Genomic DNA, 25,986 nt, shown 5'->3' on the forward strand with positions numbered 1-25,986 from the left:
GTTGAACCGTGGCTTTATCCCGCAGACTCCGCGGACCCCGCAGTCCCCGCACGCCCTCGTCGCGTGCCGCGTCCCGTTCACCGAAGCGCGTCCTGGCCAGATGCCTGGGCCCGATCGCCGCTCTCCTGGCCGTCTGCTGCGCGGCCCTGGGGTTCGTGGCATCGCCCGCGTCCGCCGCCGCACGGCCCGCGGCGGACTGCGGCACGGCGTTGCAGTGCGTGGGCTTCACCTCCGCGAGCAACGGCCGCCAACTCGACGTGCAGAACGGCACCACGAGTGACGGCGCCTACATCGTCACCAACTCCGCACCCGGCTACCACCAGGCGTGGCATCTGAACGTCAACCCGGCCGACTCGTCGTTCACCATCGTCAACAACGACACCGGCAAGTGCATCGACGTCAGCTTCCCCGCCCTGCGGCAGGAGACCTGCGGGGGCCAGGCGAGCCAGGAGTGGTACTTCCAGCCGGTCGCGGGCGGCACCCGGACGTTCATGCTGCGGCACGAGGGCGACAACACCTGCCTCGACCTGCTGATGGGCGGGCAGTACGACGACGCCTGGACCGACCAGTACACCTGCAACGGCACGGTCAACCAGCAGTGGACGCTGTCCTCGTCCGCTCCCGCCGCGGACGCCACCGCGGCCTGGAACCTCGCGGTCGCGCACGCCGCGGCGCTGTGCCAGCAGAACACCTCGACCTGCACCTGGGCGGAGTCGAGTGAGTCGGCGGCGGCCCCGCTGCCGGAGATCTGCGCCTCGGCGGTCTGGTACAACGACACCAGCGGCCCGATCTCGCAGGCCTTCGCCGTGACCAACACCACCGGATGGTCCGACACCATCTCCAGCACGGTCTCCAGCAGCCTGTCGGGCGGCGCGGCGGGCGCGTTGCAGACCATGGTCTCCGCGAGCCTGACCTTCTCCAACGTGTGGAGCGGGTCGACCAGCGTCAACAACAGCGTCACGGTGCCGGTGCCGTCCGGGCAGTACGGCTGGGTGACGCTGTCGGAGCTGGCGAAGAAGGTGACCGGCACCTGGACCTTCGACGCCCGCGGCTTCCCGTGGACGGCGGCCGACACCATCACCGTTCCGCTCAAGGACGACCCGAGCGGCGGCGCCACGATCTACGTCGCGCACACCAGCCCGACCTTCACCTCCTGCGTCTGAGCCGTGGCCGGGGCCCGGGCTGTGGCCCGGGTCCCGCTACGGGACCACCGTCACCGGCCAGCGGGCCGCCTTCACCAGACGCACCGCGAGCGAGCCGACGATGCGGTGTCCCGCCTGCTCCGAGGCGCCGACCACCACCGCGTCGGCGCGCAGGTCGTCGGCCGCCTGGGCCAGGCCGCTGAACGGATCGCCGGAGAAGGTGTGGAACTCCCACCGCAGGGCGAAGTCGTCCCCCAGCCGGTCGGCGGCCTCCCTGACCTGGGCGACGATCTCCTCGGCGATCTGCGAGGTGGCCTCCGCCATGGGCACGCCGAGGCCCGCGGTGCCGGCCATCGCGATCGGCTGCACGTAGACCAGCGCGAGCAAGGACCGCTGGCGGCGGGCGAGCCCTGCCGCGTACGCGGCGGCCCGCCAGGACGAGTCGGAGCCGTCCACCCCGGCGACGATCACCTTCGGACCGTCCGTACCTCGTTCGAACACGGGGGTGTTCCGGCCCTCAAGCTCGTGGTCTTCGCTCACGGTCCGAGGGTATCGGTCGGGTGCGCGACGATCGAGAGCCCGTCCCACTCCAGCACACCGAGCGGACGGGAACCGGCCGCCCACCGACGCACCGCACGGCCGCCGCCCACCGACGAACCGCACGGTCAGCCGTCCACCAGCGCACGGCCGCCGTCCACCAGCGCACCGCACCCCATGGTCGGCCGCCCACCGGCGCACCGCACTCTCAGGAGTCCCGCCCACGTCGACGAGCCGCGCCCGCGCAGGGTGACCAGTGCGGGCACCGCCGCGCCCGTCACGCCCCTGCCGCCCCACGCGTCCGCCCCGTCCACGACTCGCGCGCCGGAAGAGGCCGGGGCTCTTGCCGAGGACAGCAAGCGCTTACAGGATAGGTCCGGTATCCGTTGTCCGGTGCGGGACGCACGCCGACCCGATCGCCGCGCCCCCGGGAGATCGCGCATGCCCGAACGCCCGTCCGCGCCCACGCCGAAACGCCCGCACGGGCCCACGCCGACCAATGGCGGCGAGTCCTCAGGCGACCCGACACCCGCCAGACAGCGGCCCTCCGCCGGACACCGGGCCGCCCCCGCGAAGCGACAGGCGGCCGCAGGCCAGACCGCCGCCGCAGGCCAGACCGCCGCCGCAGGTCTGACCGCCGCCGCAGATCAGACCCCCGCCGCAGGCTGGCCCGCCGCCGCGCGCCAGGCTCCCCCAGGCATCCGACTGCCCGCGCAGGACTGGCAGTTGTCACCCCGCACCGGGTGGACCCGCGCGCACTGGGAGGCGGTGGCCGACCGGTTGCTCGACGCGCTCGTGCCGTACGCCTCGCCGGGCTTCGCGCGCTACGACCTGCCGGGGCGCGCCAGCCGGTCGGGGCCGCAGTCCGACGGACTCGAAGGGTTCGCCCGGTCATTCCTGCTCGCCTCCTTCCGGATCGCGGGCGCGCTCGCGCCCGCCACGACCGGGCACCCGCTCCCCGCGCACGGCCCGGTCGAAGCACTGATCACACGCTACGCGCGGGGTCTGACAACGGGCACCGACCCGTCCCGCCCGGACGCCTGGCCGCCCATCGCCGAGCGCTCGCAACCCATGGTGGAGGCGGCGTCGATCGCCATCGGGCTGCACGAGACGCGCCCGTGGATCTGGGACCGGCTGGAGGAACAGGAGCGCGAACGTGTCGTCGACTGGCTGTCCGGCTTCACCGGCAAGCACACCTGGGACAACAACTGGCGGCTCTTCCAGGTGGTCGTGGAGCAGTTCCTGGCCTCGGTGGGCGCGCCGTACGACCGGGACGCGATCGAGAGCGGGCTGGACCGGGTCGAGGACTGGTACGTGGGCGAGGGCTGGTACTCGGACGGCGAGGGACGCCACTTCGACTACTACAACGCCTGGGCGCTGCACTTCTACCCGTTGCTGTGGGCGCGGATCGCCGGCTCCACCCCGGGCGGCGGGGCCGAACCAGCGAGGGCGGCGGTGTACCGGGAGCGCCTGCGGCTGTTCCTCGACGGCTACCGGTACTTCTTCGGGGCGGACGGCGCACCGGTGCACCAAGGGCGCTCGCTGACCTACCGGTTTGCGACGGCGGCGCCGCTGTGGATGGGCGCGCTCGCGGATGCCACGCCGCTGGCGCCGGGGCTGACCCGGCGGATCGCCTCGGGCGCGCTGCGGCACTTCGCGGAGCGCGGCGCCCCCGACGCGGACGGCCTGCTGCGGCTCGGCTGGTACGGGCCGTTCCTGCCGGTGACGCAGACGTACTCGGGACCCGGGTCGCCGTACTGGGCGAGCAAGGGCTTCCTCGGTCTGCTGCTGCCCGCCACGCACCCGGTGTGGACGGAACGCGAACTCCCCTCGCCCATCGAGGAGTCGGACGTGACGGTGGTTCTGCGCGGGCCGGGGTGGCTGCTGCACGGGATGCGTCGCGACGGGATCGTCCGCCTGTTCAACCATGGCAGCGACCACGAAGTGGCGGGCGGAGTGGGAAGCGCGACGCCGGACGCGACCGGGGACGCGGGTGCCCTCACCGACGCGGTCGCGGGCGACCCGCACTACGCCAAGCTCGCCTACTCCTCCCGTACGGCGCCGCAGTCCGCGCCGGAGGCCTGGCGGCGCGGGATCGACAACCACTTCGCCCTGCTCTCCCCCGACGGCGTTCCCTCTTCGCGCACCACGGTCCACCCGATCACGGTCACCACCCGGGCGGTGTCCTCCTGGCACACGGCACGCGTGGGAACGATCGGTCACGACGCGGGCGCGACGCACTCCTACCCCGGCACGACGCCCTCGGCCGCCTACCGCGTGGAGACGACCGCGGTGCCGTACGGGCCCTGGGAGTTGCGGGTGCACCGAGTGCGACTCGTTGGGCCTGGCGTCGCTCAGGCTGGCGACCTCGGCGCCGGGCCTCCGGTTGACGACCTCGTCGCCGGACCGGTTGACGGCCGCGCCGTCGTCCGTCCCGCCGCCCGCGAAGGCGGCCACGCCCTCGCCGACGCCGCCGAACCGGTCGTGGCCGCCGGGGACGGCTGGGCACTGGTGCGCCGCCGTGACGGCCTGACCAGCGCTGTCGTCGCGCTGTACGGCTGGGACGCGGTGGGCGTCGAGCGCGCCGCCGACGCGAACGCCTTCGGGCGCCACTCGGCCGTGCCGTATCTGACCGCGACGACCGGGCGCGGAGACGGCGACCGCGACTACACCCCGAGGACGACGCCTCACGGGCACGTCTACGTGTCACTCGTCGGCCTGTCCGGTGTGCCGCTGGACGAGGGGTGTCTGCGCCGGACACGGGAGGGAGTCGCGGTGGAACCGACGGACGGTGAGGTGGTGATCCGATTCCCCGACGGCACGGAACTGCGGGCGTGAGCAGCCGGCCGCACTCGGCTCCGCTCACACCATCGTCGCCTTTCGGCAGCCTCGAGTCCATTCGCACGAAGCAGGATTGACGCCTCATCAGGAGACGGCGGGCCTCACCGGTCCCCGCCGTCCCTCATCCCCCCGCAGCTGTCGCACCGTTCGCGCACCTCCCGAAGCTAGGAGTTCGATGACCAGCGATCCGGAACGCACGCCTCACGATCCGGAACCACCGCTCCCCGACGCAGGCCCCCTCCCGTTCCTCCCGTACTACGAGGATCCCTCCCCCGGGCACGGCACGTTGCCGGCCCGCGCCTGGTACGCCGACTCCTCCGCCCCGCGCATGGACCTGTGCGGCCTCTGGCGCTTCCGCCTCGCCCCGACCGCCGAGGCGCACGATCCCGAAGCGGGCTTCGCGCGGCGGGGGTTCGACACGTCGGGCTGGGACCTGCTGCCCGTTCCCGCGCACTGGGTGCTGGAGGGCCACGGCACGCCCGCGTACACCAACACGCGCTATCCGTTCCCCGTCGAGCCGCCGCACGTGCCGACCGAGAACCCGACCGGCGACCACCGCCTCGTCTTCGACCTGCCGTCCGACTGGCCCTCGGGTGGCGAAACGGTCCTGCGCTTCGACGGGGTCGAGTCCTGCGCCCGCGTCTGGCTCAACGGTCATGAGCTGGGCGTCTTCAAGGGCAGCAGGTTGCCGCACGAGTTCGCGATCGGCGCGGTGCTGCGGCCGCGTGGCAACGTGCTCGCGGTGCGCGTCCACCAGTGGTCGTCCGGCAGCTACCTGGAGGACCAGGACATGTGGTGGCTGCCGGGGATCTTCCGCGAGGTGGCGTTGCTGCACCGGCCCGCAGGCCCGGCGGCGGACTTCTTCACGCACGCCTCGTACGACCACCGGGACGGCACCGGCACACTGCGGGTGGAGAGCGAGCCGCCGGGCCGCGTCAGGGTGCCCGCGCTCGGCCTCGACCTGCCGACCGGCCGGGCCGCGACGGTGCCGGTGGAGCCGTGGAGCGCCGAGTCGCCCACGCTGTACGAGGCCGAACTCGTGCTGCCCGGCGAGCGGATACCCCTGCGCATCGGATTCCGCACCGTCGCGGTGGAGGACGGCGTGCTGAAGGTCAACGGCAGGCGCGTGCTGCTGCGCGGGGTGAACCGGCACGAGTTCGATCCGGACCGCGGGCGGGTGATGAGAGCGGCCACGATGCGCCACGATCTGGTCCTGATGAAGCGTCACAACATCAACGCCGTCCGCACCAGCCACTACCCACCACACCCCCGATTCCTGTCCCTGTGCGACGAGTTGGGGATGTGGGTGGTCGACGAATGCGACCTGGAGACGCACGGCTTCGTCCACCCGGCCAATCCGGGCAACCCGGTGGACGACGAGCGCTGGACCCCCGCGCTGCTGGACCGCGCGGAGCGCATGGTGGAACGCGACAAGAACCACCCGAGCGTCGTCATGTGGTCGCTGGGCAACGAGTGCGGCACGGGCTGGGGACTGCGGGCCATGGCGTCGTGGATCAGGGAGCGCGACCCGGACCGCCCGCTGCACTACGAGGGCGATCCCACCTGCGCGTACACCGACGTCTACTCGCGGATGTACGCCGACCACGCCGAGGTCGAGCGGATCGGCCGCCGTGAGGAGGAGCCCCTGCCGGACGCCGGTGCGGACGCGCGGCGCCGGGCGATGCCGTTCGTGCTGTGCGAGTACGCGCACGCCATGGGCAACGGGCCCGGCGGACTCGCCGAGTACCAGCGGCTGTTCGAGACCTACGAGCGCTGCCAGGGCGGCTTCGTGTGGGAGTGGATCGACCACGGCCTGCGCCTCGGCGGCGATCCGGGCGAGCGGCGCTTCGGCTACGGCGGCGACTTCGGGGAGGAGCTGCACGACGGCAACTTCGTCTGCGACGGGCTGCTCTTCCCCGACCGCACCCCTTCGCCGGGCCTGGTGGAGTACAAGAAGGTCATCGAGCCGGTCCGCGTCGAGGCACCGTCGACCACGTCCGGTGTCCCCCTCGGCACGCTCCGCGTCACCAACCGCTACGACACCGTCAACTCCCGTCATCTGGGCTTCCGTTGGGTCTACGAGGTGGAAGGGCGCGCCATCGGCAGCGGCGAACTCGCGGTCCCCGTACTGGATCCGGGCGGGTCGGCGGACGTACCCCTGCCCGGTCCCCCACGTGACGCGCCGTCAGGTGAGGCGTGGTGGACGGTACGGGCCGTCCTCGGGACCGCGACGGCGTGGGCACCGGCGGGGCACGAGGTGGCGTGGGCGCAGTTCCCGGCCGACGACGGACGCGCGGCGCCGGGGTCGGGGTCGGGGTCGGGGTCAGCGGTGGCGGGGCGGGCCGCCCTGGGGCAGGGCGTAACCGGCCGCGTACTGCGGGGCAAGCCGCGCACGCCGCGCCGGGCCGAGGGAGGGGTCGTCGTGCTGGGACCCGGCACGTTCGACGCCGCGAGCGGGGAGCTGCGGTATCTGGGCGGTTTCGAGGTGTCCGGCCCCCGGCTCGACGTGTGGCGGGCGCCGACCGACAACGACGCGGGCTTCGCCGCACCTCCGGCCGGCCGACTGGAGCCGCGCTGGCGGGAGTTGGGACTGCACCGGATGCGCCACCGCACGGTGCGGGTGTCGGTCGGCGGGGACGCGCTGACCGTCATCACCCGGGTCGCCCCGGCGGCCGCGTCGCTGGGGCTGCGCACGGTGCGCACCTGGACCGCGCGGGACGACCGGCTGCGGCTCGACGTGGATGTCACACCGGAGGGCGACTGGCGGGTGCCGCTGCCCCGGCTGGGGGTGCGGATGGGGACGTGCGGGACGCTGGAGCACGCGGAGTGGTTCGGCGGCGGTCCCGGCGAGGCCTACCCGGACAGCCGGGCCGCGTCCCGGATCGGGCGGTACGCCATGCCGGTCGACGCGTTGCAGACCCCGTACGTCCGCCCGCAGGAGAACGGCGCGCGGGCGGACGTGCGGTGGCTGAGACTGGGGCGTCCCGACGGGAGCGGGCTGCTGGTGGAGGGCGATCCGGTGTTCTGGTTCACCGTGCGGCGCTGGACCAGCGAGGCGCTGGACGCCGCCACGCACACCGGGGACCTGGTGCCGGACAAGGAGCGGCTGTGGGTCACCCTCGACCACGCGCAGCACGGACTCGGCAGTGCCTCCTGCGGCCCGGGGGTGCTGCCGCGCCACCGGCTCCTGGCGCGTCCGGCGCACTTCGCGTTCACGTTCCGCTCGCTCAACTGAGCCGCGCGGAGCGGGACTCGGCGACCACGCCCGGGGAACGGGACGCGGCGACCGCGTGCGGGGAATGGGACGCGGTGGCTGCACGCGGCGAACAGGATGCGGGCGGGGCGTTCGCACCGAACGCCCCGCCCGCCAGGGGTCTGCCTCAGGCCGAGGCCCCGTCCGGCTGCGGCACGGTGCCGCCCGCCGGGTGCGCGCCCACGTCGGCGTCCGGCCGCTCCCCCGCCTCGCCCGGTGCCGTCGCGGCGGCGGGCGGCACCGGCAGCGGCACGGCCCGCGGGCCCGGTACGGCGACCGCGCGCCACCACGGGTGGACCGGCAGCTCGCCGTCCGGCTCGAACGGCTTGCCCGGCGGCGGCACCGCGACCCGCGCGCCGACCGACTCGGCGGCGGCGAGAGTGCGTTCGCCCGGCTCCTCCCACGGATGCGGGGCGAGGTTGAACGTGCCCCAGTGGATGGGCAGCAGGGTGCCCGCGGGGGTGCCGCCGGACAGGTCGAGGTGGGCGCGCAGTCCTTCCTCCGGCGTCATGTGGATGTCGGGCCAGAAGTCGCTGTACGCGCCGATCTGGATCATGGTGGCGTCGAACGGGCCGTGCCGCTCGCCGATCTCGGCGAAGCCGGGGAAGTACCCGGTGTCACCGCTGTGGTAGATCCGGTGCTCGGATCCGGCGACCACCCACGACGCCCACAGGGTGTGCTGCGGGTTGCGCAGGCCCCGGCCGCAGAAGTGCCGTGCGGGCGTGGCGGTGAGGGTGAGACCGCCGACGGCGACCGACTCGTTCCAGTCCAGTTCGGTGATCTGCTTCTCCGGCACCCCCCAGCGCTCCAGGTGGGCGCCGACGCCCAGCGGCACGGCGAACCGCGTGCCGGTGCGCACCAGTTGGCGGATGGTCGGCAGGTCCAGGTGGTCGTAGTGGTCGTGCGAGATCACCACCGCGTCCAGCGGCCCGAGTTCGGTGAGCGGCGCGGGCACGGGGTGCACCCTGCGCGGCCCTATGAACGAGAACGGTGAACAGCGCTCGCCCCACACCGGGTCGAACAGCACCCGGTGGCCGTCGATCTCGGCGAGCACGCTGGAGTGCCCCATCCAGGTCAGCCGCAGTCCGGAGGCGGCGGGCGCGGCCAGGTCGGAGAGGGTGAACGGGTGCACCGGCACGTCTCCCGCCGGGCGCCTGCGGACCCGGTCCGCCTTGCGCAGCATGGTCCGCAGCAGGCCCGGTCCCGGACCGCGCGGCGGCTTCGCGGGGCCGGCGGGGTTGACGAAGACGCCGTCGGCGAAGTTCGGCGAACGGCGGATGCGGGCCAGCCGCTCGCCGCTCGGCGGGGCACCGAAGGACAGCGGACGCGGGGCGCTCATGACGCCCGCCCGGGCTGCCCGTAGGCCCGCTCCACCCGCAGGCGCAGCACCAGCCGCCGGTCGGCGACCATCGTGGCGCGGTACTCGTCCCAGTCGGGGTGCTCGCCCCGCAGCGCGCGGTAGAGGTCGACCAGTTCCTCGACGGCCTCGTCGTCGGGCGCGGCGGCCACCGCCGACAGCTCGGCGACGCCCTCGGCCGCCGTCCAGCTCCAGCGGTCCGCGCTGGTCACGTGGTACGTGGCCCGCGGGTCGCGGCGCAGGTTGCGGGTCTTGGCGCGGTCGTCGGTGAGGGAGACCCGGATGACACGGGTGTCCGGGTCGTAGTGGTGGTTGACGTTGGACAGCTGCGGCCGCCCGTCCTTCTTGAGGGTGACCAGCACCCCGCCGTCCACTTCGCTGAGCAGTCGCAGCAGCGCGTCGTCGCGCTCGTCGGTTCCCGTCATACCGCCCTCAACGCACGGCCCCGACCAGGTGTTCCAGGTCACGCGGGGCATCATGCGCCCCACGCTCCCGGCCGCGCCCGAACCCGTCGCGGTACCCCGCGTGAACACGCGCGGAGCACCAGGTGAACAACTGCTCCGGGCCGTCGGAGGTGATCTTTCCCTGTAGTAGCTTCGCTGCTGCCCCGGCACGTCCTGCGGCTTCCCCCGCGTGCGGCGTCGTCGTCCTCCGGGCGTCTCCCCCTCCTTGACCGAAGGCCGCCGATGTCCGTCCTGACCTACCCAGAAGCCATAGGCGTCGGCCTGCTGCAGGGCGTCACCGAGCTGTTCCCGGTCTCCAGCCTGGGCCACAGCATCCTGGTGCCGGCGCTGATCGGCGGGCAGGTCGAGCGGGACCTGAACGTCTCGGCCGACGGATCGCCGTACCTCAACGTCCTGATCGGCCTGCACCTGGCGACCGCGCTGGCGCTGGTGGTCTACTTCCGGCGGGACTGGGCCCGGGTGGTACGCGGGCTGTTCACCTCCGTGCGGGAGCGGCGGATAGCCACCGTCGAGCAGCGGCTCGCCTGGCTGCTGGTGGTCGCCACGATCCCGGTGGGCATAGCGGGGCTGGCGCTCGACAGCGTCTTCCGGACCACCCTGGGCAAGCCGGTACCGACCGCGGTCTTCCTGTCGCTCAACGGCATCGTCCTCTACGTCACCGAGCGGCTGCGCCGGGGCGGCACCGGCCGCCGACGCGCCGGAGCGGCGCCCGCGCCCGGTGAGGAGGACCTGAGCGAGGAGGAGCGCTCGGACCGGCGCATCACCCGGCTCGGCTTCGGCCAGGCCACCTGGATCGGCGCGGCACAGATCCTCGCCCTGTGCCCCGGCATCAGCCGCTCGGGCTCCACCATCAGCGCGGGCATCTTCCGGAGCATGAACCACGAGGACTCGGCGCGCTTCGCCTTCCTGCTGGCCACCCCGGTGATCGGCGCGGCGGCGCTGCTGAAGGTGCCCTCGCTGCTCGGCCCGGCCGGGGACGGCATCCGGGGCCAGGTGGTCGCGGGCAGCGTGGCGGCCTTCGTCGCCGGATACGTGGCCGTGAAGTACCTGACGAAGTACTTCGAGACCCGGACGCTGACCCCCTTCGCGATCTACTGCACGGTGGCGGGCCTGGGCAGCCTGGCGTGCTTCACCCTGACCTGAGGCCCGCGGTCCGCAGGCGCCCCGCGGGGGCCGCCGACACGGATGCCGCACCGCGCCCCGGCAGGACGGCCCGGGCGGCCGGAACGACTCGGCTAGCGGCCTATCTCCTTGCGGGTGACGCGCTTGAGGCGGGCCCGCTGGGACTTGTCCAGCGCGAGATAGCCACCGACCGGCACGCCGATGATGATCAGCAGCGCGGCCCACAGCGGCAGCACCCACAGCAGCACCAGACCGACCGCAACGCCCCCGACTACATACCCCGTGCGCTTCGACATCGCTATCGTCCTTCCGTCCGCGGCACCGGCCGCGACACCGCGGATCCATCATCCGCCCTGCCTGTCCAACGCCGCCAGGGACCTGGAGGTTCCCGTACACATGTTCCCCGAACGGGTGATTCCCACCGGTACGGGCCCCTCCAGGCCCGGCGCACGCCCCGTCCGGCCCGGCGCCCGCCCCTCGGGGCCCGCCGGGCGGACCGGTCAGACCGGTCAGACCGGTCAGACCAGGGTCGCGGTCAGGGTGATCGTGGTGCCGGCCAGCGCCTGGCTGACCGGGCAGTTCTTCTTGGCGTCCTGCGCCGCCGACTCGAAGCCCTGGGCGTCCAGGCCCGGTACGTCAGCCTCGACGGTGAGGTGGATGCCGGTGATCCCCTCGCCGGGCTGGAAGGTGACGTCGGCGCGGGTGTTCAGCCGGGTGGGCGGGGTTCCGGCGCCCGCCAGGCCGTGCGAGAGCGCCATGGAGAAGCAGCTGGAGTGGGCCGCCGCGATCAGCTCCTCGGGGCTGGTCAGGCCGCCCGGCTGCTCGGAGCGCGCGGGCCAGGACACCGGCTGGGAGCCGATGCCGGACGAGTCGAAGCTGACGGTGCCCTTGCCTTCGAGCAGGTTGCCTTCCCAGACGGTGTGCGCGGTACGGGTGGTGGCCACGACGGGATACCTCCTGAGGTGCGGTGATCCGAGTTCCGGTGGTCCGGCTTCCGGTGATCCGGTTGCCGGTGGGCGCTGCGCCGCGGGTGGACTCCCGCGCCGCCGGTGGCGGACGCCACGCCGCGGGCAACCGGCGACCCCCTGGATACGGGGACGACGCCGCAGGTGTCCGGGGCGCGTTGCCCGCCTGTCCTCGATCATGCGACACGATCGCCAACACGGGGCGTCGAAACGGTGTTCCCGAGGGGCGCCGACCGGAATAATCACCCGCGCGATCCCGAGAATCACCTGGCTCTGACGGGCTTCACACTGGATTTTCATAAACGTCGTCGATGATCATTCATGCGAACACACTCGCCGCCCCAGCCGCCCTCGACGCAGAAGGGCTCCGTATGCCGTACAGGTGGTCATCCCTCCGGCGCTCCCGTCTCGGGCGCGCCGTCGTCCAACACCTGTGCCGCAATTCCGCCCTGACCCTGTCGTGGCTGGTCCTGGTCGCCGTGGGCAGCACCGCGAGCGCCGTCGCCCTGACCGACTCCTCGTCGTCGACGGGCGTCTCCAAGGAGATCCACGACACCCGGTCGTTCGCCATGGTCGGCGCCATCTTCAGCGGCCAGGTCTCCTCCTCCGGTGACCACTTCTGCACCGGAAGCGTGATCGACAGCCCGGGCAGGAACCTGATCGTCACCGCCGCGCACTGCATGAGCGACGGGACCAGCGCGTTGTACTTCGCCCCGGGCTACCACGACGGTGTCGCTCCGTACGGGGTGTGGAAACTGGACCACGCGACGACGGACTCACGCTGGACCAGCGGCCAGGATCCGGACCACGACGTCGCGTTCGTCACCGTGGACCCGCTGAACGGTCAGCAGCTCGAGTCGGCGGTCGGCAGCTACACGCTGGGCATCGGGCGCAGCCCGGACAGCATCGTGCGGCTCACGGGCTACCCCAAGGTCGAGGACGCGCCGCTCACCTGCGTCAACCGCGCCTCGTCGTTCAGCGCCACGCAGCTGCGCATCGCCTGCACCGACTACAGCGGCGGCACCAGCGGGACCGCCTGGGTCACCGGCGGCACGACGGTGATGGGGGTCATCGGCGGCTACGAGCAGGGCGGCGACACGTCCGACGTGTCGTACAGCGTGGTCTTCGGCGACGACGTGGAGACGCTCTACCAGCAGGCCACCGCCTCGGCCTGAATCCGCCGGAGCATCCCCCTCCGGGGGAGGGAGCGAGCGTTTTTGCCTCTGAGGCACAATGTTTGCCCGAGAGGCAGCGCCGGGTGTCCACTTGCGGTATGACCTCCCCCGCGGCGAGCGCCGTCACCGAATCCACGGACGCCGCCGAGCCCACCGGCCCCGAGCTGACCGGCCTCGGCAGCAGGCTCCGGGAGCGGCGCCGTCGCAGCGGGCTCACCCTGGAGGCCGCCGCGTCCCGGGTGGGGCTGTCGCCCGCGTACCTCTCCCGCCTGGAGACGGAACGGCGTCAGCCCTCGCTGCCGGTCCTGCTCGGCCTCTCCCGAGCGTACGCCACGACCGTGGCGGAACTGCTGGGCGAGGAGACCGCTCCGCGTGATCCGGTCATCCGCGCCGGCCGCATCGAACCCGGCCGCGCGGGCGGCTGGGGCTACCGCAGGGCGGGCGCGCCGGACCGGGCGATGCAGGCGCTGCGACTGCGCATCCCGCCGTCGGTGCAGGACGCGGTGGTACGGGTACACCCGGGCGAGGAGTGGCTGTACGTGCTGTCCGGGAGGCTGCGGCTGACCCTGGGCGAGGCGGTCCACCTGCTCGACCCGGGCGACGCGGCGCACTTCGACTCGTTGACTCCGCACCGGCTGGCCTCCGCGACGGCCGATCACGCGGAAGTGCTGTTCGTGCACACGCTGTTGCAGACTCCGGCCGGCGCGCTGTGCGTCGATCCGCCGGGCCACGCCCACTGATCCCCGGGCCCCTCACCAGGGCCGAGCCCCTCGGCCTCCGAGCCCTTCAGCCCGCCGAGCCCGTCACCACGGGCCGTTCACGCAGGAAGGTCGCTTCCGCCATGCCCGAAACCGGAACGCAGCGCGCCGCAGAACCCGCCACGATCCCGTCACTGAACCGCAAGTGGCTCAACCGCGGCCTGGTCGTGCGGCTCGCCATCTACCTCGCCGGTTCCCACCTGTTCGCGGCGTTCCTCTTCCTGCTCTTCGAACTGGGCAGCCACCGCCACTGATCCGCCTGGGCAGCCACCGCCGCTGATCCGCAGTCCCGCATAATCGCCGCATGGCATCAACGCCCCGCCGTACGGCGTCGACGCCCCAACAGGGCGCTCCCGTATGGGAGATCGCGCCGGAGCCGGTCGGTTCGGACGACTCCGGCGCGCTGCTGCGCGCGTACTACTCGGACATCGTCGACCGCTACCACCGCCACCACCACGGCCGCGCGGCGACCGCCGCCGAGGTGGACGCGGCCATGACCGCCGAGCCCAGCGGCCATCTCGCGCCGCCGGACGGGCTGTTCCTGGTCGCCCGGCGTGACGGCACGGCGTACGGCTGCGCGGGAGTTCACCTGCTCGCACCGGGGACGGCCGAGCTGACGCGGGTCCACGTGGCGCCCTCCGCCCGGCGCGGCGGGCTGGGGTCACGCCTGCTGACGGCCGCCGAACGGGCGGCACGCGAGCGGCTGGGAGCAGCGCGGCTCTGTCTGGACACCCGCTCCGACCTGGTGGAGGCACGGGCGATGTACGCGGCGCGCGGGTACGCGGAGGTCCCCGCGTACCACGACGGGCCGTACGCCGATCACTTCTTCGCCAAGCACCTGACGCCCTGACCGCCCGGCACCCTGACCGCCTGACGCCCTTACCGCCTCACTCCTTGACACTTCACTCCTTACCGCCTCACTCCTTGACGCCGACTCCCGCGTAGAAGGCGATGCGGTGCAGTTCGGACGCCTCGGGGAGGGCGCCTTCCGGGCGCCACAGCGGGGCCTGGACGACGCCGGGCTCCAGCAGGTCGAAGCCGTCGAAGAACGGCAGGATCTCGTCGTAGCCGCGCAGCGTGAGGTGGGCGGTGGCGTTCCTGTACACCTCGCGCGCGTCGCCCTCGGCGTCCCGGTGGAAGTCCGTGGTCCCGTGGGTGAGGACGAGGTGGCTGCCGGGGGCGAGCCGCTCGGTGAAGGCGCGCAGGATGCCGACGGGGTCCTCCGCGTCCTTGATGAAGTGCAGCACGGCGACGAACAGCAGGGCGACCGGCTGGTCGAAGTCGATCAACTCCCGCACCAGCGGGCTGTCCAGGATCGACTTGGGGTCGCGCACGTCGGCCAGCGCGAAGCCCGCCTGACCGGTGTCGGTCAGCTTGGCGCCCGCGTGGGTGGCGACGATGGGGTCGTTGTCGACGTAGGCGACCCGCACCGACGGGTCGATCTCGCGGGCGACCTCATGAGTGTTGGGCGAGGTGGGGATGCCGGTGCCGATGTCGATGACCTGGCGTATCCCGGAACGCACGACGGTGCGCACCGCGCGGCCCAGGAAGGCCCGGTTGGCGCGGGCGCTGGCCCTGGCCTCCGGGGCCATGGTGATGACCTGCTCCGCGGCCACCCGGTCGACCTCGTAGTTGTCCCAGCCGCCGAGGTAGTAGTCGTACATCCGGGCGGGATGGGGCTTGCTGGTGTCGATCCGCTCGACGGGGAACCCGGCTCCGGTGGGGTTCTGCTCGCTCACGCCTTGCTCCGTTCGGTGCACTTGGTGGGTGACGCGAGGAGGAAGTCGGCGTCGCCGGCCTTCGCGCCCTGGATGAACGTCTGGATCTCGTGCTGCGTGTAGATCAGCGCCGGCCCGTCAGGATCGGTGGACTGCCGGATCGCCACCCGGCCGTCGCACAGCCTCATGGCCTCGACGCAACTGCCGCCGTTGCCGCCGCTCCATGGCTTGCGCCAGCCCTCGGTGCCCAGTTCGGCGGCGGGCATGCCGTTGTATATGCGTTCCCCGTACAGGTGTTCCCTGCCCGGGTGATTGCGGTCCCCGTCAAACCTGCGGTCCATCGGTCAGATCTCCTTGCGAACGCCGCCGAGGAAGGCCTCGGTGCTCTGTGCGGGCGTGGCCTGCGCGCACATCCGGTCCAGCGCCTCCAGGTAGGTCGACACGTCCTCGCGTTCGTCGAAGTAGACGGCGCCCACCAGACTCTCCGAGCAGACGATGTCGGGCAGTTCCTGGAGTTCGAACCGGAAGATGTGGAACGGTCCGTACATGGCGGGGTGCGGGCCCGCGGCGAAGGGCATGACCTGGAGCCTGACCCTCGGCATCGCGCAGGCCTCGATGAGCCGGTCGACCTGGGCGCGCATCACCGCCCGGCCCCCGATCGGCCGGCGCAGCACGGTCTCGTCCATCACGACCCACAGCAGCGGCGGTTCGTCCCCGGCCAGCCGGGCCTGCCGGGCCAGCCGCAGCGCGACGAGTCGGTCGATCTCCTCGTCGGAGGCGTGCGGCAGTCCGGCGCGCAGCACGGCACGGGCGTAGTCCTCGGTCTGGAGCAGGCCGGGCACGTAGTGCGGCTCGTAGGCGCGGATCAGGTTCGCCTCGCCCTCCAGGCTGACGAACGCGCTGAACCACTCGGGCAGCACGTCGCGGTAGCGGTGCCACCAGCCGGGCCGGTTGGCCTCCCGGGCCAGCACGAGGAAGCCCTCGACCTCCTCCGGGTCGCGTACACCGTAAGTCGTCAGCAGCTTCTCGACGTACGGGATCTTCAGGCCGGTCTCGGCCTTCTCCATCCTGCGGATCGTCGCGTGCGTGACGTCCAGCGCGGCGGCGGCCTGCTCGTAGCCGATTCCCGCCTTCTCCCGCAGATCGGCGAGACGCTTGCCGAGCACCACGCGCAGGACTGTCGGCGCACCTGTACCCCGGGACTCCGCCACCGCCGCTCCTTGATCCTGTAGCTCTCGGGTCCCCGCACCCACGGACCCTGGATCCTGTTGTCCCTGCTCGAACGGTCAACTCCCCTACGGACAACGCAGTGTGTCACGTCGTCAGATGGATGGCCGGTCGGGGTTTCGGATTCTGCAAATTACAGAACGCATCTTGCCATCTGTTGAGCGCACCACGCATAGTGTCGGAGTGCCTTCCTCCCACGACGCTCTGAAGTTGGAGCGCCCGGCCGGCTTCGAAGCCCGGCGGCAGCCGTGCACGTCACGAACGGACGTGTTCCATCTGCCCGCGCTCGGGTCGTGCGTGGGCGAGGCCCGCGGGAGGCTCCGCGCCCTGCTGGCCGAGCGCGGTGTCCACGGCGAGATCGGGGACGACGCCGGCCTGGTGCTCTCCGAGCTGTTCACCAACGCCGTCCGCTACAGCGACAGCGAGCGCATATCGTGCGCCCTGCGCGTCATCGGCGATGTGATCCGTATCGAAGTCGCCGACCAGGGGCGAGGCCTGACGGAGCCTCAGCCGCGCAGGGCGGAGGTCGACGAGGAGGGCGGACGCGGCCTGCTGCTGGTCAACGCGCTGGCCACCGCCTGGGGCGTGCAGTCCTGTCCGGACGGCACGGGACGCCTGGTCTGGGCGCTCCTGCGCGACACGGACGCGAGCGCGCAGCCGCCGAACCCGAAGGCCTGAGACGCGCTTCCCCGACCCCCCGGCCCCTCCGCTCCCGATACCCCGGCCCCTCCGCGCTCCCGCCGGGTTCTCCGCTCCCGATACCCCGGCGGCGGCCGGTAACTACAGCGGCAGCAGGTCCGGCCGCTTGGCGGTGACGTTGTCGCCGCTGGACTCGCCGCGCAGCCTGCGGCCGATCCACGGCACCAGGAAGTCGCGCGCCCAGTGAATGGTGTCGCGGCGCGCGTCGGCCGCGGTGACCGGGGGCAGCGGCGGCCACGGCTGGTCGGGGTCGGCCGGCACGGGGACGCCGAGGACCTGCCCGGCCCGCAGCGCGACCCGGGTGTGACCCTCGGGGGACAGGTGCAGGCGGTCCTCGCTCCAGGCCCGCCGGTCCTGCACCGAGCGCAGCGACCACAGGTCGAGCACTGGGCAGTCGTAACGGTCCGCGATGGCTCGCAGATGGGCGTTGTACGTGGCGATCTTGCCGCGCAGGTGCTTGAGCACCGGGACGCCACGGGTGTCGAACCCGGTGGCCACCAGCACGGTCCCGGCGGCGCCGGCGAGCGTCGCGACGGCCGCCTCGAAGCGCTCGGCGACGTCGTCGGGGTCGGTGCCGGGGCGCAGGATGTCGTTGCCGCCGGCGCAGAACGTCACCAGGTCGGGGGCGAGTTCCACGGCGCGCGGGATCTGTTCCGCCACGATCTGGTCGAGCAGACGGCCGCGCACGGCGAGGTTCGCGTACCGGAAGTCGCCCTCGGGACGGCGGTCGGCGAGCAGGACGGCGAGGCGGTCGGCCCAGCCGGCGAAGGTGCCGTCGGGGCCAGGGTCGCCGACGCCCTCGGTGAAGCTGTCGCCGATCGCCGCGTACGACCCGACGGCCGCCGCACCCGACATGGACGGGGAGTCAGGAGTGTTCACATCAGCCACTCGCGACATCTTTCACCGCGCGACGTGACCTACGCGACCGTAATGAGGGGTTGACGCGACGTGATTCATCCCACCCGGCCCAAGGCCCGGGGAACGGGAATAAGACGGAAGGTGCATGACACACGGATCGCGGCGGCGTGCGGCGGACTCCGGGGGCGCACCGCCGGACGGGCACCCCGCCCGGCACATACCGGCTGGTACGCATCTGGTCATCTTGTCGTATCGTCGGAATTGGCTGAGCGGCGGTGACCAGTACCGTCGGCCGTCCAGAAGGAGCCCCGGTGACCCAGCAGACGCCGCAGTCCGCGACGGCACAGCCCGAGCCCGAGCTGACGGGGGTGCGCAACTTCCGCGACGTCGGCGGACTGGCCACCACGGACGGACGCAGGGTCGCCCGCGGCAGGCTCTACCGCAGCGGTCACCTCGCGCACGCCACCGATCAGGACGCCGCGTTCCTGTCCACCCTGGGCCTGCACACCATCCTGGACTTCCGCAACTCCTCCGACATCGCGCTGGAGGGCCCGGACGTCGGCCTCGACGGGGTGCGCAACGTCAACATGCCGCTGAGCGACCCGGCGGCCGGCGCCGACTTCTGGATGTCGGTGCGCGAGGGCGACCTGGAGACGCTGCACGCCGCGCTGGGCGACGGGCGGGGCGAACGCCGGATGATCGGCGCCTACCGCGCGCTGATCCTGGAGCGCACCGCCGAGCACGGCCGGATGCTGGAGCTGATCGCGGACGCCGGGTCGGTGCCGGTGCTGCTGCACTGCGCCGCGGGCAAGGACCGGGCGGGCACCTCGGTGGCGATCATCCTGCTGGCCCTCGGCGTGCGGCGGGACGAGATCGAGGCGGACTACCTGCTGAGCAACGACGCGCACCGCCGCTACCGGGTGCAGCGCGCCGCGCACGCTCAGCCCACGACGACGCCCGAGGTCATGGCGCTGCTCAGCCCGCTGTTCGAGGCGAGGATCGACTACCTGACAGCCGCCTTCGACACCATCGAGGAGCGCTGGGGCTCCGCCGACCGCTATCTCGCCGACGGCCTGGGCCTGTCCGACGAGCGCCGGGCGAGGCTGCGCGCCCTCCTCCTGGAGGAGCACAGCGGCTAAGGTCGGCCGGGTGACCGCGAACCCGTTCTTCACCAGGAGCAAGCTTCCCTACGAGTTGCCGCCCTTCCAGGAAATACGCGTCGAGCACTTCGCTCCGGCGCTGGACAAGGGCATGGCCGAGCAGCTCGCCGAGATCGCCGCGATCACCGGCGACGCGTCGCCACCCACCTACGACAACACCGTCGTCGCCCTGGAGCGCAGCGGCGAGCTGCTGCGCCGGGTGGAGTGCGTCCTGTACACGATGGTGTCGTCCGACACCTCACCGCGGATCCAGGAGCTGGACGCGGAGTACCGGCCGAAGCTCGCCGCCCACCAGGACGCCGTCCACCTGGACCGCGCCCTGTTCGGCAGGATCGACGCGCTGTTCGCCGAGCGCGACGGGCTGGGCCTCGACGGCGAGGACCTGCGGCTGCTGGAGCGCTACCACCGCGACTTCCTGCGTGCCGGGGCGGGGCTGACGGAGGATCAGCAGCAGCGGCTGCGCGACCTCAACGGCGAACTCGCCCGCGCCACGGCCGCGTTCCAGCAGAACCTGTTCGCGGACACCAAGGCCGGGGCGCTGGTGCTGGACAGCGCCGACGACCTCGCCGGGCTCTCCGACGACGCGATCGCCGCGGCGGCCGAGAACGCCAGGTCGCTGGGGCACGAGGGCGGTTACGTCCTGAGCCTCAAGCTGTTCACCAACCAGTCCGAGCTGGCCTGGCTGGAGGACCGGTCGGTACGGGAGCGGCTGATGACCGCCTCGCTGAGCCGGGGCCTGGACTCCACCCGTGAACTCGTGTCCCGCATCGCGACGTTGCGGGCCACCCGTGCCGCGCTGCTGGGCCACCCGAGCCACGCCGCGTACGCGGTGGACGACCTGACGGCCGGCAGCACCAAGGCGGTCGAGGACCTGTTCGCCCGGCTGGTCCCGCCCGCGGTCGCCAACGCCCGGGCCGAGGCCGACGCGCTGCGCGAGGCAGCCGGCGGTGAACTCGCCTCGTGGGACTGGTCGTTCGCCGCGGAGAAGGTCCGCAAGGAGCGCTACGACCTCGACATGGCGGCCCTGCGCCCCTACTTCGAGCTGGAACGCGTGGTGCGCGACGGCGTGTTCTTCGCCGCCGGGCAGGTGTACGGGATCACCTTCACCGAGCGGCCCGACCTGGTGGGATACCACCCGGACGTGCGGGTCTTCGAGGTCTTCGAGGAGGACGGCAGCCCGGTCGGGCTGTTCCTCGCCGACTTCTACGCGCGCGGCTCCAAGCGCGGTGGCGCGTGGATGCACTCGCTGGTCGAGCAGTCGCGGCTGCTGGGCACCCGGCCGGTCGTCGTCAACAACAGCAACATCACCAAGCCGCCGGCCGGTGAGCCCACGCTGCTGACGGTCGCCGAGGTCAAGACGCTCTTCCACGAGTTCGGTCACGCGCTGCACGGCCTGCTGTCCGACGTGCGCAACGTGTCGTTCTCCGGGCCGAACGTGCCGCGCGACGTGGTCGAGTACCCCTCGCAGGTCAACGAGATGTGGATGCTGCGGCCCGAGGTGCTCGCCCGCTACGCCCGCCACCACGCCACCGGCGAGCCGCTGCCGGAGGCGGTGGTGGACCGGCTGAAGGAGGCGCGCCGCTTCGGCGAGGGCTTCCGCACCGTGGAGTACCTGGGCGCCGCCGTGCTCGACTGGGCCTGGCACTCGCTGGCGGACGGCCAACAGCCCGGCGACGTGGAGGAGTTCGAGGCGGCCGCGCTGGAGGCCGCGGGGCTGGCGATGCCGGAGATTCCGCCGCGTTACCGCAGCACGTACTTCAGCCACGTCTTCTCGGGCGACGGCTACAGCGCGGGCTACTACTCCTACATCTGGAGCGAGGTGCTCGACGCCGACACGGTGGAGTGGTTCGAGACCAACGGCCGTCCGGTGCGCGAGAGTGGTCAGGCGTTCCGCGAGGGCCTGTTGTCGCGGGGCGGCAGCGTGGACCTGATGGAGGCGTTCGAGGCGGTGGTGGGCCGTCCGCCGCGCATCGAACCGCTGCTGGCCCGACGCGGCCTCACGTCCTGACGATCCGTCAGGACATCGACCGCACGGTCCCGTCGGCGGGCCCTCCCCGGGCCGCCGACGGGACCGGCGCGGTTCAGCGGTTGCCGACCGCCTGCCTGATCAGGGTGCGGCCGAAATCCCACATCAGGCCGCTGCCCTTGTGGGCGTCGTCCATCACGTCGGCGAACGCGTCCACGAACCGGTCGACCTCGCGCTCGCCGATGATCAGTGGCGGGATCAGCTTGATGACCTCCAGGTGGTCGCCGGAGACCTGCGTGAGGATGCGGTGCCGTTGCAGCAGCGGCACCACGACCATCTGCGCGAACAGCCCCCTGCGGGCCGCCTGGAGCATCGCCCATCCGCTGCGCAGCTTCAGCGACCGGGGGCGGCCGAACTCGATGCCGATCATCAGGCCCCGGCCGCGCACCTCGTGCAGCATCTCGTAGCGGTCGGTCAGGGCGGCGAGCCGGGTGCGCAGGAGGTCGCCGGTGACCCGGGCGTTCTCCACGACCCGCTCGTCCTCCATGACGCTCAGCGTCGCCAGGCCCGCCGCCATCGCCTGCGCGTTGGACCCGAAACTGGCGGAGTGCACCAGCACCCGGTCCATCGAGGAGTAGACCTTCTTGAAGATCCACTCCTTGCCGAGCGTCGCGGACACCGGAACGTAGCCGCCGGACAGCGCCTTGGAGACGGTCACCAGGTCGGGTTCGACGCCGGTCTCGTGCTGGTACGCGAAGAACTCACCGGTGCGCCCCAGCCCGGTCTGCACCTCGTCGCAGATGAGCAGGGCCTTGTGCCGGTGCAGCAGGTCCTGCGCGGCGGCCAGGTAGCCGGGCGGGGCGATGTGCACGCCGTGGCCCTGGATGGGCTCGACGATGAGCGCGGCGACGTCCCCCTTGCCCAACTCCCGTTCCAGCGCGCCCAGATCGCCCATCGGGATCGCGGTGTCGGGCAGCAGGGGCGCGAAGCCGTCCTGGAAGCCGGGTTCGCCGTTGACCGACAGCGAACCGGTGGTCAGCCCGTGGAAGGAGTGCGTGCAGTACAGCACGCGCGGGCGTCCGGTGGCGTAACGGGCGAACTTCAGCGCGGTCTCGACCGCCTCGGTGCCGCTGTTGCCGAAGAACACCCGGTCCAGGTGCGGGGTGTGGGACAGCAGCTTCTCGGCGAGCAGGCCGGGCAGCGGCGGGCAGTCGAACCGGGTGAGGTCCGCGAGCCCGGCGTCCAGCACGTCGTGCAGCGCCTTGCGGACCACGGGGTGGTGGCGGCCCAGGCCCATCACGCCGAACCCGGCCAGCATGTCGAGGTAGTCGTCGCCGTCCGCGTCCCAGAAGTACGCGCCCTCGGCCCGCTCGTAGACCTTGTCGAAGCCGATGGTGTGCAGCATGCGCGGCAGTTGGTGGTTGAGGTGCCTGGCGTGCAGTTCGTAGCGCTCGGCGCCCCGTTCGGCCAGCAGCCTCGCGAGGTCGAATCCCTTCGCCTCGGGCCCGGCTTCATCGGCCATCGGCTTCCTCCTTCTCTATGACGGTGGCGGTGGCCGGGCTGCCGGTCACGGTCGGGGTGGGGGTGCCGGTCGCGTTCGGGGTCGCGGGGGCGGTCACGCGGGCCAGGGTGGCACCGACGCGGCTCGCGATCTCGGCCGGGGTGAGCCCGAGGTCGGCCAGCACCTCGCTGCGTTTGGCGTGCGCCAGGAACTGCGGAGGAATACCGAAGTCCCTGACGGGAACGTCGACTTCGGCGTCGCGCAGGGCCTGCGAGACCGCGGAGCCGACGCCGCCGACCCGGCCGTTGTCCTCCACCACGGCGACCAGGTCGTGCCGCGCGGCGAGCCCCGGCAGCGCCTCGTCCACCGGCTTGACCCAGCGCGGGTCGACGACGGTGACGCCGATGCCACGGTCGCGCAGCAGGGCGGCGGCGGACAGGCAGGTGGACGCCAGCGCGCCCACCGAGACCAGCAGCACGTCCTCGCGCTCCCCGCGGTGCAGCACGTCCATGCCGCCGACCCGGTCGATCGCGGGCAGCGGCTCGCCCACGGTCTCCTTGGGGAAGCGCAGGACGGTGGGGGCGTCGTCCACCGTGACGGCCTCACGCAGTTGGGCGCACAACTGGTCGGCGTCGCGCGGCGCGGCGATCCGCAGGCCGGGCACGACCTGGAGGATCGACATGTCCCACATGCCGTTGTGGCTGGCGCCGTCGGTACCGGTCACCCCGGCGCGGTCGAGGACGAACGTCACGCCGCAGCGGTGCAGCGCGACGTCCATCAGCACCTGGTCGAAGGCGCGGTTGAGGAAGGTGGCGTAGACGGCGACGACGGGGTGCAGGCCGCCGGTGGCCAGGCCCGCCGCGGAGACGGCGGCGTGCTGCTCGGCGATGCCGACGTCGTGGACGCGGTCGGGGAACTCCTCGGCGAACCCGGCCAGTCCCACCGGCTGGAGCATGGCCGCCGTGATGGCCACGACGTCCTCGCGCTCCCGGCCGAGTTCGACCATGGCGTCGCCGAACACCGACGTCCACGAGCGCCCTGCCGAAGGGGTGAGCGGGGTGCAGGTCAACGGGTCCATGGCGCCCACCGAGTGGAAGCGGTCCGCTTCGTCCTGCTCGGCGGCGGCGTACCCGCGGCCCTTCTCGGTCAGGCAGTGTATGAGGACGGGACCGTGGAACCGCTTGGCGCGGCGCAGGGCGGACTCCACCGCCCCGATGTCGTGGCCGTCGATCGGGCCGACGTACTTCAGGCCCAGGTCCTCGAACATGCCCTGCGGGGCGAAGGCGTCCTTGAAGCCCTTCTTGGCCCCGTGCAGCGACTCGTACAGCGGGCGGCCGACGACCGGGGTGTGCTGGAGCACCTGCTTGCCCCAGGACAGCACGCGTTCGTACTCGTTGGTGGTGCGCAGCGTGGCCAGGTGGTTGGCGAGGCCGCCGATGGTGGGGGCGTAGGAGCGCTCGTTGTCGTTGACCACGATGATCAGTGGACGGTCGCGGGCCGCGGCGATGTTGTTGAGCGCTTCCCAGGCCATGCCGCCGGTCAGTGCGCCGTCGCCGATGACCGCGACGACGTGGTGGCGGCTGCCGAGCACCTGGTTGGCCTTGGCCAGGCCGTCGGCCCAGCCCAGCACGGTGGAGGCGTGACTGTTCTCGATGACGTCGTGCTCGGACTCGGCCCGCGAGGGGTAGCCGGACAGGCCGCCCTTGGCGCGCAGCTTGGAGAAGTCCTGACGACCCGTCAGGAGCTTGTGGACGTAGGACTGGTGACCGGTGTCGAAGAGGACCTTGTCCCGGGGGGACTCGAAGACGCGGTGCAGTGCGATGGTCAGCTCGACCACGCCGAGGTTCGGGCCGAGGTGGCCTCCGGTCCGCGCGACCGCGTCGATCAGGAACGTCCGGATCTCACCTGCGAGTTCGTCCAGTCGTCCGGCGTCGAGCGCCTTGAGGTCCTGCGGGCCTCGGATGCTCTCCAACAACGACATGGTGGGGCCTCCTTTCGCTGGTTCTCCCCAACCGGGCGTGCGCCGCCGCTCGGGCCACGGCCCCGGCGGCGGCTCGGACGACGGCTCAGGCCACGGTGACCGTGGGGCCGGTGCCGTCCGCCTCCTGCGGGTCCACCCCCATCCGTTCGGCGATCTTGAGGGCTTCCTCGATCAGGGTCTCCACGATCTTCGACTCCGGCACGGTCTTGATGACCTCACCCTTCACGAAGATCTGCCCCTTGCCATTGCCCGACGCCACACCGAGATCCGCCTCACGCGCCTCACCCGGCCCGTTCACCACACACCCCATCACCGCCACCCGCAACGGCACCGTCATCCCCTCAAGACCCGCCGTCACCTCATCCGCCAGCTTGTACACATCCACCTGCGCACGACCACACGACGGACACGACACGATCTCCAGCCGCCGCTCCCGCAACCCCAACGACTCAAGAATCTGGATCCCCACCTTCACCTCCTCCGCGGGAGGCGCCGACAACGACACCCGAATCGTGTCCCCGATCCCCTCCGACAACAACGCACCGAACGCCACCGCCGACTTCACCGTCCCCTGAAAAGCCGGACCCGCCTCCGTCACCCCCAAATGCAACGGGTAATCACACTTCTCCGCCAGCAGACGGTAAGCATTCACCATCACCACCGGATCGTTGTGCTTCACCGAGATCTTGATGTCCCGGAAACCGTGCTCCTCGAACAACGAGCACTCCCACAACGCCGACTCCACCAACGCCTCCGGAGTCGCCCGCCCATACTTCTCCAGCAACCGCTTGTCCAACGACCCCGCGTTCACCCCGATCCGAATCGGCGTCCCCGCATCCGAGGCCGCCTTCGCGATCTCCCGCACCTTGTCGTCGAACTGCCGGATGTTCCCCGGATTCACCCGCACCGCCGCACACCCCGCGTCGATCGCCGCGAACACGTACTTCGGCTGGAAATGAATGTCCGCGATCACCGGAATCTGCGACTTCCGCGCGATCACCGGCAACGCATCCGCGTCGTCCTGCGACGGACACGCCACCCGCACGATCTGACACCCCGACGCCGTCAACTCAGCGATCTGCTGCAACGTCGCACCCACGTCCGCCGTCACCGTCGTCGTCATCGACTGCACCGACACCGGAGCATCCCCACCCACCGCCACCGACCCCACCTGGATCTTCCGGCTCCTACGACGCTCAGCGAGCTTCAACGGAACGGACGGCATGCCGAGGGCGACGGGTTCGTTGGTGGTGGTCATGGCG

Annotated in this window: 24 protein-coding genes; 11 read left to right on the forward strand and 13 right to left on the reverse strand. The window is 72.1% G+C overall.

All coding sequences use genetic code 11. The annotated features are described in order from the left end of the window. The first annotated feature begins 155 nt into the window (after nucleotides 1–155). Nucleotides 156–1,163 carry an RICIN domain-containing protein gene (locus K7472_RS22330; protein WP_222980305.1) on the forward strand — a complete coding sequence of 336 codons (1,008 nt, stop codon included), beginning with the start codon at nucleotides 156–158 and terminating at the stop codon, nucleotides 1,161–1,163. 36 nt (nucleotides 1,164–1,199) lie between these two features. Here K7472_RS22330 and K7472_RS22335 read toward each other — a convergent pair whose 3' ends face one another. After that, nucleotides 1,200–1,682, reverse strand: a complete 483-nt coding sequence (locus tag K7472_RS22335) for a universal stress protein (protein WP_222980306.1) — start codon at nucleotides 1,680–1,682, stop codon at nucleotides 1,200–1,202. A 125-nt stretch (nucleotides 1,683–1,807) separates the two neighbouring features. Then, the gene (locus K7472_RS22340; protein ID WP_222980307.1) at nucleotides 1,808–2,038 is read right to left on the reverse strand and encodes a hypothetical protein; all 231 of its coding nucleotides are present in this window, start codon (nucleotides 2,036–2,038) and stop codon (nucleotides 1,808–1,810) included. Between the two features lie 82 nt (nucleotides 2,039–2,120). Here K7472_RS22340 and K7472_RS22345 point away from each other — a divergent pair, with 82 nt between their 5' ends. Continuing rightward, nucleotides 2,121–4,517, forward strand: coding sequence for a DUF2264 domain-containing protein (locus tag K7472_RS22345; RefSeq protein WP_222980308.1), 2,397 nt, complete (start codon nucleotides 2,121–2,123; stop codon nucleotides 4,515–4,517). Between the two features lie 178 nt (nucleotides 4,518–4,695). Beyond that, the gene (locus tag K7472_RS22350; RefSeq protein ID WP_222980309.1) at nucleotides 4,696–7,755 is read left to right on the forward strand and encodes a glycoside hydrolase family 2 TIM barrel-domain containing protein; all 3,060 of its coding nucleotides are present in this window, start codon (nucleotides 4,696–4,698) and stop codon (nucleotides 7,753–7,755) included. A gap of 145 nt (nucleotides 7,756–7,900) precedes the next feature. Here the strand turns inward: K7472_RS22350 and K7472_RS22355 are convergent, their stop codons facing one another. After that, nucleotides 7,901–9,112 (reverse strand): MBL fold metallo-hydrolase, encoded by a 1,212-nt coding sequence (locus tag K7472_RS22355; protein WP_222980310.1) that lies wholly within the window; start codon nucleotides 9,110–9,112, stop codon nucleotides 7,901–7,903. Continuing rightward, a complete protein-coding gene (locus K7472_RS22360; protein ID WP_222980311.1) occupies nucleotides 9,109–9,555 on the reverse strand; it encodes a PPOX class F420-dependent oxidoreductase in 447 nt (148 codons plus the stop codon). Before K7472_RS22360 ends, K7472_RS22355 begins: the two co-directional genes overlap by 4 nt. Before the next feature lie 261 nt (nucleotides 9,556–9,816). Here K7472_RS22360 and K7472_RS22365 point away from each other — a divergent pair, with 261 nt between their 5' ends. Continuing rightward, nucleotides 9,817–10,737 (forward strand): undecaprenyl-diphosphate phosphatase, encoded by a 921-nt coding sequence (locus tag K7472_RS22365; protein ID WP_222980312.1) that lies wholly within the window; start codon nucleotides 9,817–9,819, stop codon nucleotides 10,735–10,737. A 92-nt stretch (nucleotides 10,738–10,829) separates the two neighbouring features. Here K7472_RS22365 and K7472_RS22370 read toward each other — a convergent pair whose 3' ends face one another. Continuing rightward, a complete protein-coding gene (locus tag K7472_RS22370; RefSeq protein WP_222980313.1) occupies nucleotides 10,830–11,012 on the reverse strand; it encodes a tail-anchor membrane protein in 183 nt (60 codons plus the stop codon). Nucleotides 11,013–11,234: 222 nt separating this feature from the next. After that, entirely contained in the window at nucleotides 11,235–11,660 is a 426-nt protein-coding gene (locus K7472_RS22375) for an OsmC family protein (RefSeq protein ID WP_222980314.1), read from the reverse strand. 392 nt (nucleotides 11,661–12,052) lie between these two features. On the opposite strand from K7472_RS22375, the gene K7472_RS22380 reads away from it, so the two are divergent. The 4 genes from K7472_RS22380 (at nucleotide 12,053) to K7472_RS22395 (ending at nucleotide 14,464) form a co-directional block, all read left to right on the forward strand. After that, nucleotides 12,053–12,856 (forward strand): trypsin-like serine peptidase, encoded by an 804-nt coding sequence (locus tag K7472_RS22380; RefSeq protein WP_222980315.1) that lies wholly within the window; start codon nucleotides 12,053–12,055, stop codon nucleotides 12,854–12,856. A 98-nt stretch (nucleotides 12,857–12,954) separates the two neighbouring features. Further along, nucleotides 12,955–13,596 (forward strand): helix-turn-helix domain-containing protein, encoded by a 642-nt coding sequence (locus tag K7472_RS22385; RefSeq protein ID WP_222980316.1) that lies wholly within the window; start codon nucleotides 12,955–12,957, stop codon nucleotides 13,594–13,596. A gap of 101 nt (nucleotides 13,597–13,697) precedes the next feature. Continuing rightward, nucleotides 13,698–13,868, forward strand: coding sequence for a DUF6126 family protein (locus K7472_RS22390; RefSeq protein ID WP_222980317.1), 171 nt, complete (start codon nucleotides 13,698–13,700; stop codon nucleotides 13,866–13,868). 50 nt (nucleotides 13,869–13,918) lie between these two features. Continuing rightward, the gene (locus K7472_RS22395; protein ID WP_222980318.1) at nucleotides 13,919–14,464 is read left to right on the forward strand and encodes a GNAT family N-acetyltransferase; all 546 of its coding nucleotides are present in this window, start codon (nucleotides 13,919–13,921) and stop codon (nucleotides 14,462–14,464) included. A gap of 67 nt (nucleotides 14,465–14,531) precedes the next feature. Here K7472_RS22395 and K7472_RS22400 read toward each other — a convergent pair whose 3' ends face one another. The 3 genes from K7472_RS22400 to K7472_RS22410 are packed head-to-tail and all read right to left on the reverse strand — an operon-like array spanning nucleotide 14,532 to nucleotide 16,543. Continuing rightward, nucleotides 14,532–15,353: an SAM-dependent methyltransferase gene (locus K7472_RS22400; protein WP_222980319.1), complete on the reverse strand. Its 822-nt coding sequence runs from the start codon at nucleotides 15,351–15,353 to the stop codon at nucleotides 14,532–14,534. Beyond that, on the reverse strand, nucleotides 15,350–15,673 hold the full coding sequence (locus K7472_RS22405) for a DUF397 domain-containing protein (protein ID WP_109453658.1): 324 nt from the start codon (nucleotides 15,671–15,673) through the stop codon (nucleotides 15,350–15,352). Before K7472_RS22405 ends, K7472_RS22400 begins: the two co-directional genes overlap by 4 nt. Before the next feature lie 3 nt (nucleotides 15,674–15,676). Next, nucleotides 15,677–16,543: a Sco1979 family transcriptional regulator gene (locus K7472_RS22410; RefSeq protein WP_222980320.1), complete on the reverse strand. Its 867-nt coding sequence runs from the start codon at nucleotides 16,541–16,543 to the stop codon at nucleotides 15,677–15,679. 199 nt (nucleotides 16,544–16,742) lie between these two features. Between K7472_RS22410 and K7472_RS22415 the strand changes: the two genes are divergently transcribed. Further along, nucleotides 16,743–17,237 carry an ATP-binding protein gene (locus K7472_RS22415; RefSeq protein WP_308014032.1) on the forward strand — a complete coding sequence of 165 codons (495 nt, stop codon included), beginning with the start codon at nucleotides 16,743–16,745 and terminating at the stop codon, nucleotides 17,235–17,237. A gap of 102 nt (nucleotides 17,238–17,339) precedes the next feature. On the opposite strand, the gene K7472_RS22420 is transcribed toward K7472_RS22415, so the two are convergent. Beyond that, on the reverse strand, nucleotides 17,340–18,113 hold the full coding sequence (locus K7472_RS22420; protein ID WP_222980406.1) for an SGNH/GDSL hydrolase family protein: 774 nt from the start codon (nucleotides 18,111–18,113) through the stop codon (nucleotides 17,340–17,342). Nucleotides 18,114–18,427: 314 nt separating this feature from the next. Here K7472_RS22420 and K7472_RS22425 point away from each other — a divergent pair, with 314 nt between their 5' ends. Beyond that, entirely contained in the window at nucleotides 18,428–19,255 is an 828-nt protein-coding gene (locus K7472_RS22425) for a tyrosine-protein phosphatase (RefSeq protein WP_222980321.1), read from the forward strand. A gap of 10 nt (nucleotides 19,256–19,265) precedes the next feature. Beyond that, nucleotides 19,266–21,284, forward strand: a complete 2,019-nt coding sequence (locus K7472_RS22430; protein WP_222980322.1) for a M3 family metallopeptidase — start codon at nucleotides 19,266–19,268, stop codon at nucleotides 21,282–21,284. Nucleotides 21,285–21,357: 73 nt separating this feature from the next. Here K7472_RS22430 and K7472_RS22435 read toward each other — a convergent pair whose 3' ends face one another. The 3 genes from K7472_RS22435 to ispG form a co-directional block, all read right to left on the reverse strand. Next, on the reverse strand, nucleotides 21,358–22,764 hold the full coding sequence (locus K7472_RS22435; protein WP_222980323.1) for an aspartate aminotransferase family protein: 1,407 nt from the start codon (nucleotides 22,762–22,764) through the stop codon (nucleotides 21,358–21,360). Further along, nucleotides 22,754–24,724, reverse strand: a complete 1,971-nt coding sequence (gene dxs, locus K7472_RS22440; RefSeq protein WP_222980324.1) for a 1-deoxy-D-xylulose-5-phosphate synthase — start codon at nucleotides 24,722–24,724, stop codon at nucleotides 22,754–22,756. Before dxs ends, K7472_RS22435 begins: the two co-directional genes overlap by 11 nt. Before the next feature lie 85 nt (nucleotides 24,725–24,809). Next, complete coding sequence (gene ispG / locus K7472_RS22445; RefSeq protein ID WP_252396054.1) at nucleotides 24,810–25,982, reverse strand: flavodoxin-dependent (E)-4-hydroxy-3-methylbut-2-enyl-diphosphate synthase; 1,173 nt, start codon at nucleotides 25,980–25,982, stop codon at nucleotides 24,810–24,812. Nucleotides 25,983–25,986: the final 4 nt, after the last annotated feature.

It is taken from the genome of Streptantibioticus parmotrematis (assembly GCF_019890615.1).
GTDB classification, from domain to species: Bacteria; Actinomycetota; Actinomycetes; order Streptomycetales; family Streptomycetaceae; genus Streptantibioticus_D; species Streptantibioticus_D parmotrematis.

Excerpts from the sequence above, each read along its gene's own strand:
- K7472_RS22350 (WP_222980309.1), top strand. The coding sequence starts at position 4,696 with ATGACCAGCGATCCGGAACGCACGCCTCACGATCCGGAACCACCGCTC.
- ispG (WP_252396054.1), bottom strand. The coding sequence starts at position 25,982 with ATGACCACCACCAACGAACCCGTCGCCCTCGGCATGCCGTCCGTTCCG.
- K7472_RS22390 (WP_222980317.1), top strand. The coding sequence starts at position 13,698 with ATGCCCGAAACCGGAACGCAGCGCGCCGCAGAACCCGCCACGATCCCG.
- K7472_RS22380 (WP_222980315.1), top strand. The coding sequence starts at position 12,053 with ATGCCGTACAGGTGGTCATCCCTCCGGCGCTCCCGTCTCGGGCGCGCC.
- K7472_RS22385 (WP_222980316.1), top strand. The coding sequence starts at position 12,955 with ATGACCTCCCCCGCGGCGAGCGCCGTCACCGAATCCACGGACGCCGCC.
- K7472_RS22355 (WP_222980310.1), bottom strand. The coding sequence starts at position 9,112 with ATGAGCGCCCCGCGTCCGCTGTCCTTCGGTGCCCCGCCGAGCGGCGAG.
- K7472_RS22435 (WP_222980323.1), bottom strand. The coding sequence starts at position 22,764 with ATGGCCGATGAAGCCGGGCCCGAGGCGAAGGGATTCGACCTCGCGAGG.
- dxs (WP_222980324.1), bottom strand. The coding sequence starts at position 24,724 with ATGTCGTTGTTGGAGAGCATCCGAGGCCCGCAGGACCTCAAGGCGCTC.
- K7472_RS22360 (WP_222980311.1), bottom strand. The coding sequence starts at position 9,555 with ATGACGGGAACCGACGAGCGCGACGACGCGCTGCTGCGACTGCTCAGC.
- K7472_RS22345 (WP_222980308.1), top strand. The coding sequence starts at position 2,121 with ATGCCCGAACGCCCGTCCGCGCCCACGCCGAAACGCCCGCACGGGCCC.
- K7472_RS22395 (WP_222980318.1), top strand. The coding sequence starts at position 13,919 with ATGGCATCAACGCCCCGCCGTACGGCGTCGACGCCCCAACAGGGCGCT.
- K7472_RS22420 (WP_222980406.1), bottom strand. The coding sequence starts at position 18,113 with ATGTCGGGTGCGGCGGCCGTCGGGTCGTACGCGGCGATCGGCGACAGC.
- K7472_RS22365 (WP_222980312.1), top strand. The coding sequence starts at position 9,817 with ATGTCCGTCCTGACCTACCCAGAAGCCATAGGCGTCGGCCTGCTGCAG.
- K7472_RS22370 (WP_222980313.1), bottom strand. The coding sequence starts at position 11,012 with ATGTCGAAGCGCACGGGGTATGTAGTCGGGGGCGTTGCGGTCGGTCTG.
- K7472_RS22405 (WP_109453658.1), bottom strand. The coding sequence starts at position 15,673 with ATGGACCGCAGGTTTGACGGGGACCGCAATCACCCGGGCAGGGAACAC.